Annotated in this window: 15 protein-coding genes; 14 read left to right on the top strand and 1 reads right to left on the bottom strand. The window is 67.3% G+C overall.

The window, feature by feature from the left end; all coding sequences use genetic code 11:
* Nucleotides 1–8 precede the first annotated feature (8 nt).
* The 4 genes from ribH to hisF all read left to right on the top strand — a co-directional run bounded on the left by ribH (nt 9) and on the right by hisF (nt 2,628).
* Entirely contained in the window at nt 9–494 is a 486-nt protein-coding gene (gene ribH / locus ACX5I6_RS16470; RefSeq protein ID WP_109864007.1) for a 6,7-dimethyl-8-ribityllumazine synthase, read from the top strand.
* Nucleotides 495–599: 105 nt separating this feature from the next.
* Nucleotides 600–863: a phosphoribosyl-ATP diphosphatase gene (locus ACX5I6_RS16465; protein ID WP_009358176.1), complete on the top strand. Its 264-nt coding sequence runs from the start codon at nt 600–602 to the stop codon at nt 861–863.
* A gap of 85 nt (nt 864–948) precedes the next feature.
* Nucleotides 949–1,809 (top strand): ATP phosphoribosyltransferase, encoded by an 861-nt coding sequence (hisG, locus tag ACX5I6_RS16460; RefSeq protein WP_461841173.1) that lies wholly within the window; start codon nt 949–951, stop codon nt 1,807–1,809.
* Between the two features lie 42 nt (nt 1,810–1,851).
* Nucleotides 1,852–2,628 carry an imidazole glycerol phosphate synthase subunit HisF gene (hisF, locus tag ACX5I6_RS16455; protein WP_461841172.1) on the top strand — a complete coding sequence of 259 codons (777 nt, stop codon included), beginning with the start codon at nt 1,852–1,854 and terminating at the stop codon, nt 2,626–2,628.
* 65 nt (nt 2,629–2,693) lie between these two features.
* Here the strand turns inward: hisF and ACX5I6_RS16450 are convergent, their stop codons facing one another.
* Nucleotides 2,694–3,338, bottom strand: a complete 645-nt coding sequence (locus tag ACX5I6_RS16450) for a TIGR03085 family metal-binding protein (protein ID WP_026264411.1) — start codon at nt 3,336–3,338, stop codon at nt 2,694–2,696.
* Between the two features lie 111 nt (nt 3,339–3,449).
* Here ACX5I6_RS16450 and hisI point away from each other — a divergent pair, with 111 nt between their 5' ends.
* From hisI to ACX5I6_RS16400, 10 genes are all read left to right on the top strand, one after another.
* Nucleotides 3,450–3,902 (top strand): phosphoribosyl-AMP cyclohydrolase, encoded by a 453-nt coding sequence (gene hisI, locus ACX5I6_RS16445; RefSeq protein WP_461841171.1) that lies wholly within the window; start codon nt 3,450–3,452, stop codon nt 3,900–3,902.
* 114 nt (nt 3,903–4,016) lie between these two features.
* On the top strand, nt 4,017–5,579 hold the full coding sequence (locus ACX5I6_RS16440; RefSeq protein ID WP_285248896.1) for an anthranilate synthase component I: 1,563 nt from the start codon (nt 4,017–4,019) through the stop codon (nt 5,577–5,579).
* Nucleotides 5,579–6,250, top strand: a complete 672-nt coding sequence (locus ACX5I6_RS16435; protein WP_461841170.1) for a Trp biosynthesis-associated membrane protein — start codon at nt 5,579–5,581, stop codon at nt 6,248–6,250. The genes ACX5I6_RS16440 and ACX5I6_RS16435 overlap by 1 nt, the downstream gene beginning before the upstream one ends.
* A gap of 102 nt (nt 6,251–6,352) precedes the next feature.
* Nucleotides 6,353–6,640: an HGxxPAAW family protein gene (locus ACX5I6_RS16430; RefSeq protein ID WP_018761156.1), complete on the top strand. Its 288-nt coding sequence runs from the start codon at nt 6,353–6,355 to the stop codon at nt 6,638–6,640.
* Nucleotides 6,640–7,461, top strand: a complete 822-nt coding sequence (gene trpC, locus ACX5I6_RS16425; protein WP_461841169.1) for an indole-3-glycerol phosphate synthase TrpC — start codon at nt 6,640–6,642, stop codon at nt 7,459–7,461. The genes ACX5I6_RS16430 and trpC overlap by 1 nt, the downstream gene beginning before the upstream one ends.
* 127 nt (nt 7,462–7,588) lie before the next feature.
* Nucleotides 7,589–8,908 (top strand): tryptophan synthase subunit beta, encoded by a 1,320-nt coding sequence (trpB, locus tag ACX5I6_RS16420; RefSeq protein WP_461841168.1) that lies wholly within the window; start codon nt 7,589–7,591, stop codon nt 8,906–8,908.
* A gap of 11 nt (nt 8,909–8,919) precedes the next feature.
* Nucleotides 8,920–9,732: a tryptophan synthase subunit alpha gene (trpA, locus tag ACX5I6_RS16415; RefSeq protein WP_461841741.1), complete on the top strand. Its 813-nt coding sequence runs from the start codon at nt 8,920–8,922 to the stop codon at nt 9,730–9,732.
* A 3-nt stretch (nt 9,733–9,735) separates the two neighbouring features.
* Nucleotides 9,736–10,917, top strand: a complete 1,182-nt coding sequence (gene lgt, locus ACX5I6_RS16410; RefSeq protein ID WP_461841167.1) for a prolipoprotein diacylglyceryl transferase — start codon at nt 9,736–9,738, stop codon at nt 10,915–10,917.
* Between the two features lie 260 nt (nt 10,918–11,177).
* On the top strand, nt 11,178–15,791 hold the full coding sequence (gltB, locus tag ACX5I6_RS16405; protein WP_109863998.1) for a glutamate synthase large subunit: 4,614 nt from the start codon (nt 11,178–11,180) through the stop codon (nt 15,789–15,791).
* Nucleotides 15,784–17,241, top strand: coding sequence for a glutamate synthase subunit beta (locus ACX5I6_RS16400; protein WP_285318230.1), 1,458 nt, complete (start codon nt 15,784–15,786; stop codon nt 17,239–17,241). Before gltB ends, ACX5I6_RS16400 begins: the two co-directional genes overlap by 8 nt.
* Nucleotides 17,242–17,247: the final 6 nt, after the last annotated feature.

The following is a 17,247-nucleotide window of genomic DNA, read 5'->3' as shown; positions in this document are numbered from 1 at the left end:
ACACACCCATGAGCGGACACGGCGCCCCCGACATCGACCTCAGCACCCTCAACCCGGCCGAGACTTCGCAGCTGAAGCTCGCCATCGTGGCGGCCAGCTGGCACACGCAGATCATGGACGGCCTCCTGGACGGCGCGCTGCGGGCCGCGAAGGACGCAGGCATCAGCGAACCCACCGTCCTGCGTGTTCCCGGCAGCTTCGAGCTGCCGGTGGCGGCCGCACGCCTGGCCCCGCATTTCGACGCCGTAGTGGCCCTCGGCGTCGTGATCCGCGGTGGAACGCCGCACTTTGACTACGTCTGCCAGGCCGCGACGTCGGGCCTCACCGATGTCAGTGTTTCCACCGGTGTGCCAGTGGGCTTCGGCGTGCTCACCTGCGACAACGAACAGCAGGGCCTGGACCGCGCCGGACTTCCCGGCTCCAAGGAAGACAAGGGGCATGAGGCAGTGACCGCTGCCCTGGCCACGGCCGTGGTCCTGAAGCAGTACGCCTAACACCGATGTCCAGGTGGCGGGCGCGGTGTGTATTCGCTCACATCGCGCCCGTCATGCAACGGCCCGGGAAGCGCCCGTGCGGCCGCAGCAAGTAGGCTGGAGGGCGTGAAGAATTTCGAGACGCTGTTCGCTGAGCTCAGCGAGAAGGCAGCCACCCGTCCGGAAGGCTCCCGCACCGTCGCAGAATTGGAGTCCGGTGTTCACGGCATCGGCAAGAAAGTCGTTGAGGAAGCAGCCGAAGTATGGATGGCTGCCGAATATGAATCCGATGAAGCCGCGGCAGAGGAAATTTCCCAGCTTTTGTACCACCTGCAGGTTCTGATGCTCGCCAAAGGCCTGACCCTGGAAGACGTCTACAAGCATCTGTAGCCACTGGTCCGGCGCCTGCCGCCGGCCCCGCTGTGGCCTTCATTTGCCTGAAAATCCAGACCTTCCAGCCCAGAAAGAATTCCCCATGCTGCGAGTAGCCGTCCCCAATAAGGGCTCCCTGTCAGAAGCCGCCTCCGCCATGCTGTCCGAAGCCGGATACCGCCAACGCCGCGACACCCGCGAACTGGTCATGGTGGACCCGGACAACGACATCGAGTTCTTCTTCCTCCGCCCCCGTGACATCGCGGTCTACGTCGGCCGGGGAACGCTCGACGTCGGCATCACCGGCCGCGACCTCCTGCTGGACGCCGAGGTGGAAGCCGAGGAGTTGCTCCCGCTTGGATTCGCCGCCTCCACCTTCCGCTTTGCCGGTCCGGTGGGCGACTTCAGCTCTGCCGCAGAGCTCGAAGGCAAGCGACTGGCCACCAGCTACGACGGACTCCTGCGCAACTACCTCGCCGAACGGGGCATCAACGCCAAGGTGGTCAGGCTCGACGGCGCCGTTGAGTCCTCCGTCCGGCTTGGCGTCGCGGATGCCATCGCCGACGTCGTGGAGACCGGGAACACCCTCAAGGCCGCCGGCATGGAAATTTTCGGCGAGCCCATCCTGAAGTCCGAGGCCGTCCTGATCCGGCGCACCGGCAATGGCGGCGCGGCGAACGGCACCGCCAAGGAAATCGAGGTGCTCATCCGGCGCCTCCAAGGTGTCCTGGTGGCCCGCCAGTACGTGCTGATGGACTATGACATCCGCAAGGAACTCGTGGAGAAGGCCGCGGGCCTGACCCCCGGCCTGGAATCGCCCACGGTCTCGCCGCTCCGGGACTCGGAGTGGGTCGCCGTCCGGTCCATGGTTCCCAAGAAGGAAACCAACCGGATCATGGACGAACTGTACGACCTCGGCGCCCGCGCCATCCTGGTCAGCAGCATCCACGCCTGCCGCATCTGATCACCGGCGACCCTCAGCAGCACTGAATATCCAGGAGTTCCCATGGCAGTAGCAGTACGCGTCATTCCCTGCCTCGACGTCGACGCCGGACGCGTCGTCAAGGGCGTCAACTTCGAGGGCCTCCGCGACGCCGGGGACCCCGTGGAACTGGCCCACCGGTACGACACGGCCGGCGCCGACGAACTGACCTTCCTCGATGTCACGGCCTCCTCCGGAAACCGCGAGACCACCTTCGACGTGGTCCGCCGCACCGCCGAGGAAGTGTTCATCCCGCTCACCGTCGGCGGCGGCGTCCGGGGCGTCGCCGAGGTGGACAAACTCCTCCGGTACGGCGCCGACAAGGCCTCCATCAACACCGCTGCCGTGGCGCGGCCGGACGTCATCGACGAAATCACCCGCCATTTCGGATCCCAGGTGCTCGTTCTGTCCGTCGACGCCCGCCGCACCCGCCCGGGGTCCCGGCCCACGCCGTCGGGATTCGAAGTGACCACCCACGGCGGCCGCACCGGTACCGGGATTGACGCCATTGCGTGGGCGAAGGAAGCCGCCGACCGCGGCGTGGGGGAGATCCTCCTCAACTCCATCGACGCCGACGGCACCAAGGACGGCTTCGACCTCGAACTCATCAGGCTGGTCCGGGCCGCCGTCAGGGTGCCGATCATCGCCTCCGGCGGCGCGGGGGAGCCCGCGCACTTCCCGCCGGCGGTTGCTGCCGGCGCGGATGCCGTGCTGGCGGCGTCAATTTTCCACTGGGGCCCGGATGACATGATGTCCCAGGTCAAGGACGCCATCCGCGCGGCAGGCTTCGAAGTCCGCTAACCGCCTGACTCGCATTTGTTGTCGTTATGAACGCCCATAACGGCAACAAATGCGACCCAGTTGGGTCAGAGGCCTACTTCGGCTGACTGCAGGAGGGCGACGGCGTCCGGCTGGCCTTCGAAAGTAACCAGGGCGTGGCGCGTGCGGCCGTGCGCGTGCATCAGCAGTTCGCCCGGCTCACCCACGATGGCCACGGAGACCGGAGCCCGCTTGGCGACGTGGCGGGGACCGGACGGACGGACCAGCACGATGCCGAGGTCCACGCCGCGGTACAGGATGGCGGCACGCTTGACCAGTTCGTCCCAGAGCGCATCCGAGTACGCCTCGTCCAAGGCCCGTGGCGCCCACCGGTCCACCGCCCGGCGGACATCCTCGGTGTGCACGAAATACTCGATCAGGTTGGCGCTTTCGTCCAGGGCTTTGATACTCATCGGCGAAAGGGCCGGCGGCCCGGCACGGAAGGTGTTGACGAGCCGGGCGTAGTCCTCGGTGGTGGTCAGCTTGGCCGCAAGCTTGGCAGTGGCCTGGTCGGAGGCCTTGGCCAGTCGCTTGATGATCAAACCGAGCCCGACGGCGGCCTTGCGCTCCCGCAGGTAGAGGTGCGCGGCAAGGTCCCTGGTGCGCCAGCCCTTGCACAGCGTGGGCGCATCAGGGCCGGCCGCAAGCAGGGTCTCGGCCAGGACTTCTCGGGACGGTTCGACGAAATGCATCACTTGTGAAACTAGCACGAGAGCCGCGAAGTTGGGCAGCATCGCACCGCCCGGTGGCGTGCCGTTGTTCACATCGGGAGGGCGGCCGCCAAAGGCACTAGACTTGACCCGATGTCTGAGCAGCCAACCCCCGCCCCAACCGCCGGATCCAACGGATCCCAGGTACCGTCGTCGTCCGCTGAATCCGCCCCGGCAACACCCGGCTCCGGACCGCTTCCCGAGGACGTGGCAGCCGCGCTCAAGCGCGACGCCGCCGGCCTGGTGGCAGCTGTGGTCCAGCAGTTCGACACGAACGAAGTCCTGATGCTCGGTTGGATGGATGACGAGGCACTGCACCGGACCATGACCACCGGACGCGTCACGTTCTACTCGCGGTCACGCCAGGAGTACTGGCGCAAGGGCGACACTTCCGGGCACGTCCAATGGGTCAAGTCGGTTGCCCTGGACTGCGACGGCGACGCACTGCTGGTGCGCGTCGACCAGGTCGGTGCCGCCTGCCACACGGGCACCCGCACCTGCTTTGACGGCAGGGACCTCACCGTCGTCACAGGCCACGCAAGCTAGGCCGGACCGGCTGCCGGGCCACGGCGTCCCAGCCGGCCGCGGCCAACCCAGCAAGCACACTCAAGGAGTCCGGCACGGCCGGCCCTTTAGAAGAACAGGCGGACAAGCATAGCCATGCAGGACCTTGGAACCATCAGCCCAAGCCTTGAGGAATTCCGGGAACTCGCCGGCCACAGCCGGGTCATCCCCGTCAGGCTCAAGGTGCTGGCCGACGCCGAAACACCCATCGGCCTGTACCGCAAGCTGGCGCAGGGCCAGCCCGGAACGTTCCTGATGGAATCCGCGGCCGTTGGCGGCGCCTGGTCCCGCTACTCCTTCATCGGTGCCCGGTCCCGCGCCACCTTGACCACCAAGGACGGACAGGCCCATTGGCTGGGCGAGCCGCCCGCTGGCGTCCCGGTCAGCGGCAGCCCCGTCGACGCCGTCCGAGACACCATCGACGCGCTGCGCACCGACCGCTTCGAGGGGCTCCCGCCGTTCACCTCGGGCCTGGTGGGGTTCCTGGGCTGGGAAACTGTCCGGCACTGGGAGCGGCTGGTCAGCCCGCCCGAGGACGACTTGCAACTGCCGGAGATGGCCCTGAACCTGGTCACCGACATGGCCGTGCACGACAACGTTGACGGCACGGTCCTGCTCATTGCCAACGCCATCAACTTCGACAACAGTTCCGAGCGCGTGGACGAGGCCTGGCATGACGCTGTAGCGCGGGTAAAGGAACTCCTGGCCAAGATCAGTGCCCCCGTGCCGCAGCCGGTCTCCGTGCTGGAACCGGCGGCACTGGATTTTGCGTCCAGCGTCCAGGAACGCTGGGATGAGGCCGAGTACCTGGCCGCCTTGGACCGCGGCAAGGAAGCCATCGTGGACGGCGAGGTCTTCCAAGTGGTGATTTCGCGACGGTTCGAGATGGAGTGCCAGGCGTCCGCCTTGGACGTCTACCGGGTCCTGCGCAACACCAATCCCAGCCCCTACATGTACATTTTCAGCCTGGCCGACGCCGAGGGCCGCGAGTACTCCATCGTCGGGTCCTCGCCCGAAGCCCTGGTCACTGTCACCGGCGAGGAAGTCATCACCCACCCGATCGCCGGATCCCGTCCCCGCGGGAAGACGGTGGAAGCGGACAAGGCCCTGGCCGAAGAACTGCTCGCCGACCAAAAGGAACGTGCCGAACACCTGATGCTGGTGGACCTCTCCCGCAACGACCTCTCCAAGGTCTGCGTGGCCGGCACTGTGGACGTCACCCAGTTCATGGAGGTGGAGCGTTTCAGCCACATCATGCACCTGGTGTCCACCGTGGTGGGCAGGCTGGCACCGCAGGCCAAGGCCTACGACGTCCTGAAGGCGACGTTCCCGGCCGGCACCCTGTCCGGCGCGCCCAAGCCCCGGGCGCTGCGCCTGCTGGACGAACTCGAACCGCACCGCCGCGGCATCTACGGCGGGGTGGTGGGCTACCTCGATTTCGCCGGCGACATGGACATGGCCATCGCCATCAGGTCCGCGCTGATCCGCGAAGGCCGGGCATACGTCCAGGCCGGCGGCGGCATCGTGGCCGACTCCGTGAACCCCACGGAGGCCCTCGAAACCGTCAACAAGGCCGCCGCCCCGCTGCGCGCGGTCCACACTGCCGGGTCCCTGCACAACATCTCCGCAGAATCCCTTCCCGGCCGGACGGAGTCCTGATGGCTGACTCCGGAGTGGCTGCCGGCAGCGCGGGAACAGCGGACAATGCGGGCAACGCCGGCAAACCGGGCAAAGCCTCGAAAGGCCGGACCACGCCGGTGTGGGCGCGCAAGTCCACGCTGGTCCTGCTGATCACCCTCCTGGCCCTGGCTGCGTTCGGCACCACCACCCAGACGTGGATGACCGCCACCTTGGACCCCAACCAGGCGGGCGCCGCGCAAAGCGTCCTGCCCGTGCAGGGGAGCAAGGCAGCCACCACCGTCACAGCCCTGGCCCTGGTGGCACTGGCGGGCGGCCTTGCCGCCTCCATCGCCGGCAGGATCGCCCGGTGGGTCATCACCGCCATCATCGTCCTTGCCTCGGCCGGCATCGTGACTGCCGCCGCCACCGTCCTCGCGGACCCGCTGGCAGCGGCGCAGGGAACGATTGCCACCGCTACCGGCGTCTCCGGCAGCCAGGCGCACGTTGAACTCACCGCTTTCCCGGCAGTGGCCGTCGTCGCCGGCTGCCTGCTGGCCCTGGGCGCCCTGCTGATCATTCCCGCATCCCGGCACTGGAAGGCGCGCACCAAATATGACGCGCCCGTCACAGCCGGGCAGGCGGCCCCGGCCGGACCCGTGGACGAGATCGACAGCTGGGACCGGCTGTCGCGCGGCGACGACCCCACCTGAGTGGCGCCGCCGGCGGCGCCGGCGGCGGGGACGCCTGACGGTACGCGGGCGGCAACCAAAAAATGGCAGAATGTAAGCAGTATCCATCCTGAGGAGATTTCCATGAGCAAAGCACCTGCGTCCGCTTCCACTTCCGGCACCCGCACGGTGGCCCCCGGCGTCATTGACCACAGCCAGGAACTTGGCCACGGCAACAGCCCGGCCGCCTGGACCTGCGTCATCGTCATGCTCGTCGGCGCACTCATCGCAGCCATCGCGTTCGTCATCGCCAGCACCCCGATCTTCATCGGCGGAGCCGTGGTCATGGTGATCGGCCTGATCCTCGGTTATGTCATGCGCAAGGCAGGCTACGGCGTCGAAGGCAGCAAGCTGAAGAACTCCGGCCACTGATGGCAACTGTTCTCGACGACATCAACGCCGGTGTCCGGGAGGACATGGAGGCCAGGAAGCGTCTCGTTTCGCTGGCTGAGCTGAAGGACCGGGCCCAGGCAGCCGCGCCGGCGCGCGACGCCTGGGCGGCCCTCGGCGGCACCTCCGCAACCCGGGAACAGCTGAAAGTCATCGCGGAAATCAAGCGCCGCAGCCCCTCCAAGGGCGACCTCGCCAGCATCGGGGATCCGGCGTCGCTGGCCAGGCAGTACGCCGACGGCGGTGCGTCCGTCATCAGTGTCCTCACCGAACAGCGCCGCTTCAACGGCTCCCTCGCCGACCTGGACGCCGTGCGCGCCGCCGTCGAGGTCCCGCTGCTCCGCAAGGACTTCACGCTTGACGAATACCAGGTCTGGGAGGCGCGTGCCCACGGCGCCGACCTCATCCTGCTGATCGTTGCCGCGCTCTCCGACGCCCAGCTCACCGAGTTCAGCGCCCTCAGCGCCGAACTGGGCATGAACGTGCTCGTGGAGACCCACACCGAAGAGGAAATCGAGCGCGCCGTAGCGGCGAACGCCCGGATCATCGGTGTCAACGTGCGCAATTTGAAGACGCTCGACGTCGACCGTTCAGTCTTTGCCTCCTTGGCGGGCCTGATCCCCGGCGAAGCAGTGGTGGTCGCCGAATCGGGCGTCCGCGACGCCGACGACGTCACGCATTACGCCGCAAACGGCGCCAACGCCATACTGGTGGGCGAGGCCCTGGTGAGCCATGCGACTCCCCGGGAACGGATCGCCGAATTCACTGCCGCGGGTGCCGCCGCGATCGCCGCGCGCCGCTGACGGCACCCCGGCGCACCCCGCATTGCGGTGCCGGCCCGTGCCGGCCCCGCAGTGCCTGCAACCACCGCTCCGGCCCAGGCCGGAACAGCACACTTTTGACCGATCAACTTGGAACAGGACGGGACTGATGGCCGACGCACCCTCAGGGAACGCTGAGAACAACACCGCGGAAGCATTCCTGCAGGGCGGATCCCTCCGCCACGCGCCAGGGCCGTACTTCGGCGGCTACGGTGGCAGGTGGATGCCCGAGTCCCTGATCGCCGCCCTGGACGAACTTGAGGAAACCTTCAACAAGGCCAAGGATGACCCCGAATTCCGGGCCCAGATTGCCGACCTGAACAAGAACTACTCCGGCCGGCCGTCGCTGCTGACCGAAGCGAAGCGGTTCTCCCAGCATGCCGGGGGAGTGCGGGTATTCCTCAAGCGCGAGGACCTCAACCACACGGGTTCGCACAAGATCAACAACGTCCTGGGCCAGGCGCTGCTTGCCAAGCGGATGGGCAAGACCCGGATCATCGCCGAAACCGGCGCCGGCCAGCACGGCGTGGCCAGCGCCACCGCGGCTGCCCTGCTTGGGCTGGAGTGCGTGGTGTACATGGGCGCCGAGGACTGCCGCCGGCAGGCGCTGAACGTTGCCCGGATGGAGCTCCTGGGTGCCAAGGTCATCCCGGTCACCAGCGGATCACAGACCCTCAAGGACGCCATCAACGACGCCCTCCGGGACTGGGTGGCCAATGTCGCCAACACCCACTACCTGCTCGGGACAGCGGCCGGCGCCCACCCGTTCCCTGCCATGGTCCGCTACTTCCACGAGGTCATCGGGGAGGAAGCCCGCGCCCAGATCCTGGAGCAGGAGGGCCGGCTCCCCGACGCCGTGTGCGCCTGCATCGGCGGCGGCTCCAACGCCATCGGCATCTTCCACGGCTTCCTGGATGACCCGTCGGTGAAGATCTACGGCTTCGAGGCCGGCGGCGACGGCGTGGAGACCGGCCGGCACGCGGCCACCATTTCGCTGGGCAAGCCCGGCGTCCTGCACGGTGCCCGCTCCTACCTGATGCAGGACGACGACGGGCAGACCATCGAGTCGCACTCCATCTCCGCCGGCCTGGACTACCCCGGGGTCGGCCCGGAACACTCCTACCTCTCGGACATCGGACGGGTCAGCTACGAACCCATCACCGATACCGAAGCCATGGAGGCCTTCCGCCTTTTGTGCCGCACCGAAGGCATCATTCCTGCCATCGAGTCCGCGCACGCGCTGGCCGGTGCCATCAAGGTGGGCCAGCGGCTCGCCGCCGAAGACCCTGCCAACGCGGCGGAGAAGATCATCATCGTGAACCTCTCCGGCCGGGGCGACAAGGACGTGGCCACCGCCGCCGAGTGGTTTGACCTGCTTGACAAGGATTCCGCCGAATCGGAAATCGGCAAAGAGGGGGAGCAGCTGTGAACAGCGCAGAGATGACCAGCAAGTCGGCAGCCGCCATTGACCGGGCCCGCGCCCAGGGCCGCTCGGCACTGATCGGGTACCTCCCCGCCGGTTACCCCAGCGTCGAGGACACCATCGCCGCCGGCATCGCCCTGGCGGAGAACGGTGCGGACCTGATCGAGGTCGGCATCCCCTATTCCGACCCCGTCATGGACGGCCAGGTCATCCAGGCTGCCACCACCGAGGCGCTGGCCAACGGCTTCCACGTCAAGCAGGTCTTCGACGTGGTCGCCGGTATCACCAGCAAGACCGACGCCGCTGTCCTGGTCATGACCTACTGGAACCCCGTGGTCCGCATGGGCGTCGACGAATTCTCCCGCCGCCTTGCCGAGGCCGGGGGAGCCGGGCTCATTACGCCGGACCTGATCCCCGACGAGGCTGACGAGTGGATGGCTGCGTCGGACAAGTACGGCCTTGACCGGGTGTTCCTGGTTGCCCCGTCGTCCACCGCAGAGCGCATGCAGCGCACCGTGGATGCAAGCCGCGGGTTCGTCTACGCCGTTTCCATCATGGGCGTCACCGGTGCCCGCACGTCCGTCAGCACTGCCGCCAAGGACGTGGTTGCCGCCGCGCACGACGCCGGAGCGGAGCGCGTCTGCGTAGGCCTCGGAGTATCCACCGCGGACCAGGTCCGCGAGATCGCCGCCTACGCCGAAGGCGTCATTGTGGGCACCGCCCTGGTTGCGGCCCTCCGCGACGGGGGAGTGGACGCCGTCGCGGCCCTCACCAAGGACCTCAGTACCGGCCTGGCGCCGGAAGCGGGCCACACCACGGACGGGGCATAACCCATGCAGGCACTGATCCAGGCAGCCGCCCTGGCACCCGCACTGGTGCCGGGCAGCATCCCCAGCCCCAGCTGGTCCGGGTTCGACATCCCCCTGCCGTGGGGCAGCCTGCGGATCCACGCCTACGCGCTGTGCATCCTGGCCGGCATCGTGGTTGGCCTGTGGCTGACCTCCGTCCGCTGGGCCAAGCGCGGGGCCCCCGAAGGCAGCGTCTGGGACATCGTCATCTGGGCCATTCCCTTCGGCATCATTGGCGGGCGCCTCTACCACGTGGTGTCGTCCCCCGATGCCTACTTCGGCCCCGGCTTCGATGGCACCGGCGACCTCTCGCTGATTCCGCAGATCCAGCGCGGCGGCCTCGGAATCTGGGGCGCCGTCGTCCTGGGAGCCGTCGGTGCCTGGATCGGTTGCCGCCGCAGCGGCGTAAAGCTCAGCGCCTTCGTCGACGCCGCCGCACCCGGCCTGCTCCTGGCCCAGGCCCTGGGACGCTGGGGCAACTACTTCAACCAGGAACTGTTCGGCGGCCCCACCACGCTGCCGTGGGGGCTGCAGATCGACGCCAACAACCCGAACTTCCCGGCCGGCCTGCCGGCGGATACCCTGTTCCACCCGACCTTCCTCTACGAATCGCTCTGGAATGTGGCAGGGGTACTCATCCTGCTCGCCCTGGACCGGCGCTTCCACTTCCGCCGGAGCAGGCTCTTCTGGCTCTACGCCATGTACTACACCCTGGGCCGTGTCTGGATCGAACTGCTGCGCATCGACGACGCCGAACAGATCAACATCCTCGGCATCACCACCAGGCTCAACGTGTGGACCAGCATCTTCGTGTTCCTGGCCGCCCTGCTTGCTTTCCTCCTGCTGGGACTCAAGGGCCGGCCGGAGCCGGACACCGTTTACCTGCCCGGCCGTGAACCGGCCGAAGCAGCCGCCGCCGAAGCAGCCCTGCCCGGGGCAGCCGCCGAGGACGCGCAGGAAGTCCGTGATCCGGACACTGTTGTCTCAGATAGTGATTCGCGTGGTAATCTCCCTGATAACCAAAGCGGTTCCCGGCATGCTTCCGATTCCACGGAAGAACCCGCGGCGGCTCCGGCAGGCTCCAAGCCTGGCACGGATGCCACGGCTTCCGGAACATCCGGCAGCACAGCCACAGGACCCGCATCGGAGGCCGGCGCCGGTAAATAGGAAGCCGGCCAGGCAGGGCAGCAGAGCCACCGCTCGAAGGGCCCGAAACCACAATGTCGTGGCATGGGGCCACTCCTGGCAGCAAAGAGATGCTGACGGATGAAGCCCCGGGCAGGTGCCTGCGTAACCGTTAGTTCAGCAGGCTGCGCTGACCTACAATTTCCAGTAATCAACACTTTGTTGTGCCCTTGCAACGGCGCCGACGAGTGGGGCCAACGGTGTCCCTTCCATACGCACGATCAGGAGGAAGGACGTCTCCCATGACCCAAACTCTTAACACTCCCAGCTGGTCCGAACCGGACCAGCCTGAGACTGCACTGTCGCCGTTCAAGCGCTTCGCCGCCATGCCGGAAGCTGCCGGGCTCTACAACCCGGAGCAGGAAAAGGACGCGTGCGGCCTCGCCATCATCGCGACCCTGCGCGGCGAGCCCGGATATGACATCGTCGATGCCGCCCTGACGGCCCTGCGCAACCTTGAACACCGCGGTGCCGTGGGTGCCGACGAGGGCACGGGCGACGGCGCGGGCCTGCTCATGCAGATCCCCGACGAGTTCTTCCGGGCGGTGACCGAGTTCGAGTTGCCTGCCCCCGGCCAGTACGTGGCGGGCACGGCATTCCTGCCTGCCGAGCAGCGTGAGGCCAACGCAGCCAAGGCCGGCATCGAGGGCCTCGCCGCCGACGAAGGCCTGAAGGTCCTCGGCTGGCGTGAGGTACCTGTTGTCGCCGACCTCGTGGGCGCCATGGCCCGCGCCTGCATGCCCTACTTCTCCCAGCCCTTCCTGGCCTCGGCCAATGGTGAGGAACTGGACCGCAACGAACTGGACTCCCGCGCCTGGCGGATCCGCAAGCGCGCCCAGAACAAGTTCGGCGTCTACTTCCCCTCGCTGTCCTCCCGGACCATCGTCTACAAGGGCATGCTGACCACCGCGCAGCTGGAGCCGTTCTACCCGGACCTCTCGGACAAGCGGTTCAAGACCAAGCTGGCAATCGTCCACTCACGCTTCTCCACCAACACCTTTCCGTCCTGGCCCCTGGCGCAGCCGTTCCGGACCATCGCCCACAACGGTGAGATCAACACCGTCAAGGGCAACCGGAACTGGATGCGTGCCCGCCAGTCACAGTTGGCCAACCCTCTGCTGGGCGACTCTCCCGAAGAGCTGTACCCCATCTGCACCCCGGGTGCATCGGACTCGGCGTCCTTCGACGAGGTCGCCGAGCTGCTCTGGCTCTCCGGCCGCCCCATCACGCACTCGATCATGATGATGATCCCCGAGGCGTGGGAAAACCACGCCACCATGGATCCGGCACGGCGCGCGTTCTACGAGTACCACTCACTGCTGATGGAACCGTGGGACGGCCCTGCCGCCGTCTCCTTCACCGACGGTAACCTGGTGGGTGCCACCCTTGACCGCAACGGCCTGCGCCCCGGCCGGTTCTGGATCACCGAAGACGGCCTGATCGTCTTCGCCTCCGAGGTGGGCGTGATCGACGTCGAGCCCTCCAAGGTGGTCAAGAAGGGCCGCGTCTCCCCGGGCAAGATGTTCCTGGTGGACACCGAGGCCGGCCGCATCATCGACGACGAAGAGGTCAAGGCCGAAGTCGCCGCGGCCAACCCGTGGGCCGAGTGGGTCAAGGACAACCTGATCGACCTCAACGACCTGCCAGAGCGCGAGCACGTGGTGCACACGGCCGCGTCCGTGAACATCCGCCAGCGCACCTTCGGGTACACCACCGAGGAACTGAAGATCCTGCTCGGCCCGATGGCCCGCACCGGCGCCGAACCCCTCGGCGCCATGGGCTCCGACACCCCCGTTGCGGTCCTGTCCAAGCGCCCCCGCCTGCTCTTCGACTACTTCGTGCAGTCCTTCGCGCAGGTGACCAACCCGCCGCTGGACGCCATCCGCGAGGAACTGGTCACCTCCCTGACGTGCGCCATCGGCCCCAACGGCAACCTGCTGGACACCAAGCAGGTGCGCCAGCCGCAGGTCCAGCTGCCGTTCCCGGTGATCAACAACGACCAGCTCGCCAAGATCGCCAACATCGAGGACGCCGACGGCAACCGCGTGGCCATGAAGGTCCGCGGCCTGTACCGCCCGGAGGGTGGCGAGAACGCACTGCGCGCCCGGCTGACCGAGATCTGCGAGCAGGTTTCCGGCGCCATCAACCGCGGAGTCCAGTACATCGTGCTCTCCGACCGTGACTCGAACGCCCAGTGGGCCCCGATCCCGTCCCTGCTGCTGGTCAGCGCCGTGCACCACCACCTGCTGCGCAGCGCCAACCGCACCAAGACCGCCCTGGTGGTGGAGGCCGGCGACGTCCGCGAGACGCACCACGTGGCCGTCCTGATCGGCTACGGCGCGTCCGCCGTCAACCCCTACCTGGCCATGGAATCCGTGGAACAGCTCATTGCCGCAGGCGATGTCACCGGGGTTACCCCGCAGGACGGCGTTTACAACCTGATCAAGGGCCTCGGCAAGGGCGTCCTGAAGATCATGTCCAAGATGGGCATCTCCACTGTTGCGTCCTACACCGGCGCCCAGACGTTCGAGGCACTGGGCCTGGGCCAGGAACTGGTGGACGAATTCTTCGCCGGCACGCACTCCCAGCTCGGCGGCGTTGGCCTGGACGTTATCGCTGCCGAAGTTTCCGCACGCCACCAGATGGCATACCCGGAAGGCGGCATCGAACAGCCGCACCGGCCCCTGCTGGGCGGTGGCGAGTACCAGTGGCGCCGCGACGGCGAACCGCACCTGTTCAACCCGGAGACCGTCTTCCGGCTGCAGCACGCCACGCGTGAGCGCCGGTACGACATCTTCAAGGCCTACACCAAGGGCGTTGACGACCAGTCCACCAACCTGATGACCCTGCGCGGGCTGCTCAAGTTCAAGAACGAGCGCCCCTCCGTTCCGCTCGAAGAAGTGGAACCGGTCTCCAGCATCGTCAAGCGGTTCTCCACCGGAGCCATGAGCTACGGCTCCATCTCCCAGGAAGCCCACGAGACGCTGGCTATCGCCATGAACCAGCTGGGCGGCAAGTCCAACACCGGTGAAGGCGGCGAGGACGTGGACCGCCTGCTGGACCCCAAGCGCCGCTCCGCGGTCAAGCAGATCGCCTCCGGCCGTTTCGGCGTCACCAGCCTCTACCTGACCAACGCCGACGACATCCAGATCAAGATGGCCCAGGGCGCCAAGCCCGGCGAAGGCGGCCAGTTGATGGCGCAGAAGGTCTACCCGTGGGTGGCCCGGACCCGCCACTCGACTCCCGGCGTCGGACTCATTTCCCCGCCCCCGCACCACGACATCTACTCGATCGAGGACCTGGCGCAGCTGATCTACGATGCCAAGCGCGCCAACCCGTCCGCACGGGTGCACGTGAAGCTCGTGTCCGAAGTGGGGATCGGCACCGTGGCCTCCGGCGTGACCAAGGCCAAGGCCGACGTCGTCCTGGTTTCCGGGCACGACGGCGGAACCGGCGCCTCGCCGCTGAACTCGCTCAAGCACGCCGGTGTCCCCTGGGAACTTGGCCTGGCCGAGACCCAGCAGACGCTGATGCTCAACGGCCTGCGCGACCGCGTGGTGGTCCAGGTCGACGGCCAGCTCAAGACCGGCCGTGACGTCGTCATTGCCGCCCTGCTGGGCGGCGAGGAATTCGGCTTCGCCACCGCCCCGCTCGTGGTGGAAGGCTGCATCATGATGCGCGTCTGCCACCTGGACACCTGCCCGGTGGGCGTTGCCACCCAGAACCCTGAGCTTCGTGCCCGCTTCAGCGGCAAGCCGGAGTTCGTGGTCAACTTCTTCGAGTTCCTGGCTGAGGAAGTCCGTGAAATCCTTGCCGAGCTTGGCTTCCGGAGCCTCGAAGAGGCCATCGGCCACGCCGAGGTCCTGGATGCCCGCGACGCGGTCAACCACTGGAAGGCCGACGGCCTGGACCTGGACCCGATCCTGCACGGGCTGGAGTTCGACGACGACGCGCCGCTGCGGAACATGACCGGCCAGAACCACGAGCTGGACAAGCACTTCGACCAGCGGTTGATCACCATGGCCACCGAGGCGCTGACGGACCGCAGCCCCGTGAAGATCAACGTGGACGTCATCAATACCGACCGTTCCGTGGGCACCATGCTGGGCCACGTCGTCACCAAGACCTACGGCACCGATGTGCTGGCCACGGACACGATCGACATCACGCTGAACGGCACTGCCGGCCAGTCGCTCGGCGCCTTCCTGCCGGCGGGCATCACCCTGCGGCTGTTCGGCGACTCGAACGACTACGTGGGCAAGGGGCTGTCCGGTGGCCGGATCATCGTCCGGCCGGACCGTACCAACGTCTTCAAGGCGGAGACCAACGTCATCGCCGGCAACGTCATCGGCTACGGCGCCACCAGCGGCGAGATGTTCCTGCGCGGCCAGGTGGGCGAACGCTTCCTGGTCCGCAACTCCGGTGCCACGGCCGTCGTCGAAGGCATCGGGGACCACGGCTGCGAGTACATGACCGGCGGCCAGACGCTGATCCTGGGACGCACCGGGCGCAACTTCGGCGCCGGCATGTCCGGCGGCACAGCCTACGTGCTGGACCTGCGGACCACCCGCGTCAACAAGCAGGCCCTCGAGTCCGGCGAGCTGCAGCTGCGCGAGCTCGACGCCGAGGACCGCGACATTGTCCATGGACTGCTGGTGAAGCACATCGAAGAAACCGAATCCCAGCTGGCGGCGCGGCTCCTCGAAAACTTTGACGACACCGCTGCCCGCATTACCAAGGTGCTGCCGCGCGACTACGCGGCCGTGCTGCAAACCCGTCTTGACGCCATCGAAGAGGGCCTTGACCCCGACGGCGAAGAAGTATGGTCTCGAATCCTGGAGGTGACCGGTGGCTGATCCACGCGGATTTCTGAAAGTACGCCAGCGTGAAACCCAGCCGCGCCGTCCCGTTCCCGTGCGCATCATGGACTGGAAAGAAGTCTACGAAGCGCAGGAGAAAGGCGTCCTGAAGGCGCAGGCCGGCCGCTGCATGGACTGCGGCGTTCCGTTCTGCCACCAGGGCTGCCCCCTGGGGAACCTCATTCCCGAGTGGAACGACCTCATGTGGCGGGACAAGGGCGAGGAAGCGATTGAGCGGCTGCACGCCACCAACAACTTCCCCGAGTTCACCGGCCGGCTGTGCCCCGCCCCCTGCGAAGCCTCCTGCGTGCTGGGGATCAACCAGCCCGCCGTCACCATCAAGCAGGTCGAAGTTTCCATCATCGACGAGGCGTTCGAGAACGGCTGGGTCAACCCGCTGCCGCCGACGCGCCTGACCGGCAAGACCGTCGCTGTGGTGGGTTCCGGGCCGGCGGGCCTGGCCGTCGCCCAGCAGCTGACCCGCGTGGGCCACACCGTGGCTGTCTACGAACGGGACGACAAGATCGGCGGCCTGCTGCGCTACGGCATCCCCGACTTCAAGATGGAAAAAGAGCAGGTGGACCGCCGCGTCGAGCAGATGAAGGCCGAAGGCACCCGCTTCCGGACCGGAGTGGCCGTGGGGACCGACGTGACGTGGGAGCAGCTGCGCAGGCGCTACGACGCCGTCGTGGTGTGCACCGGCGCCACCGTCCCGCGGGACCTGCCCATCCCGGGCCGGGACCTGGAAGGCGTGCACTTCGCCATGGACTACCTGGTACCCGCGAACCGCGTGGTGGCCGGGGAAGCCATCGAAAACCAGATCCACGCCAACGGCAAGCACGTGGTGATCCTCGGCGGCGGTGACACCGGGGCCGACTGCCTCGGCACCGCCCACCGGCACGGCGCAGCGTCCGTCACTACGCTGGCGATCGGCAAGCAGCCGCCGGCCGAACGTGCCAGCCACCAGCCGTGGCCCACGTTCCCCAACCTCTTCGAAGTGGCCAGCGCCCACGAGGAAGGCGGCGAACGCACGTACCTCGCGTCCACCGTGGAATTCGTTGGCGAGAACGGCAAGCTCACCGGCGTCAAGGTGGCCGAAACCGAATTCGTCGACGGCAAGCGACTCCCCAAGGCGGGCACCGAACGGGTCATCCCCGCAGACCTGGTGTTCCTGTCCCTGGGGTTCACCGGAGCCGAACCGGCCGGCATCACCGAACAGGTGCACGCGGACTTCGACGGCCGCGGCAACGTGGCCCGCGACGGCTACTACATGACCAACACCGACGGTGTCTTCGTTGCCGGTGACGCCGGCCGCGGGCAGTCCCTGATCGTGTGGGCCATCGCCGAGGGCCGCGCCGCCGCAGCAGCCGTGGACAAGTACCTGATGGGAAGCACCATCCTTCCCGCTCCCGTCGCGCCGACGGACCGCGCCATCGCCGTCCTCTAGGGGTGC

The organism is Arthrobacter sp. MMS24-T111, from assembly GCF_054888995.1.
The sequence above is the reverse complement of the archived record's forward strand: the minus strand, read 5'-3'. Positions and strand labels throughout refer to the sequence as shown.

Coding starts and splice junctions, on each gene's coding strand:
- ribH (WP_109864007.1), top strand. CDS start 9: ATGAGCGGACACGGCGCCCCCGACATCGACCTCAGCACCCTCAACCCG.
- trpC (WP_461841169.1), top strand. CDS start 6,640: ATGGCAACTGTTCTCGACGACATCAACGCCGGTGTCCGGGAGGACATG.
- gltB (WP_109863998.1), top strand. CDS start 11,178: ATGACCCAAACTCTTAACACTCCCAGCTGGTCCGAACCGGACCAGCCT.
- ACX5I6_RS16430 (WP_018761156.1), top strand. CDS start 6,353: ATGAGCAAAGCACCTGCGTCCGCTTCCACTTCCGGCACCCGCACGGTG.
- ACX5I6_RS16450 (WP_026264411.1), bottom strand. CDS start 3,338: ATGCATTTCGTCGAACCGTCCCGAGAAGTCCTGGCCGAGACCCTGCTT.
- trpA (WP_461841741.1), top strand. CDS start 8,920: ATGACCAGCAAGTCGGCAGCCGCCATTGACCGGGCCCGCGCCCAGGGC.
- hisI (WP_461841171.1), top strand. CDS start 3,450: ATGTCTGAGCAGCCAACCCCCGCCCCAACCGCCGGATCCAACGGATCC.
- hisF (WP_461841172.1), top strand. CDS start 1,852: ATGGCAGTAGCAGTACGCGTCATTCCCTGCCTCGACGTCGACGCCGGA.
- trpB (WP_461841168.1), top strand. CDS start 7,589: ATGGCCGACGCACCCTCAGGGAACGCTGAGAACAACACCGCGGAAGCA.
- hisG (WP_461841173.1), top strand. CDS start 949: ATGCTGCGAGTAGCCGTCCCCAATAAGGGCTCCCTGTCAGAAGCCGCC.
- lgt (WP_461841167.1), top strand. CDS start 9,736: ATGCAGGCACTGATCCAGGCAGCCGCCCTGGCACCCGCACTGGTGCCG.
- ACX5I6_RS16440 (WP_285248896.1), top strand. CDS start 4,017: ATGCAGGACCTTGGAACCATCAGCCCAAGCCTTGAGGAATTCCGGGAA.
- ACX5I6_RS16435 (WP_461841170.1), top strand. CDS start 5,579: ATGGCTGACTCCGGAGTGGCTGCCGGCAGCGCGGGAACAGCGGACAAT.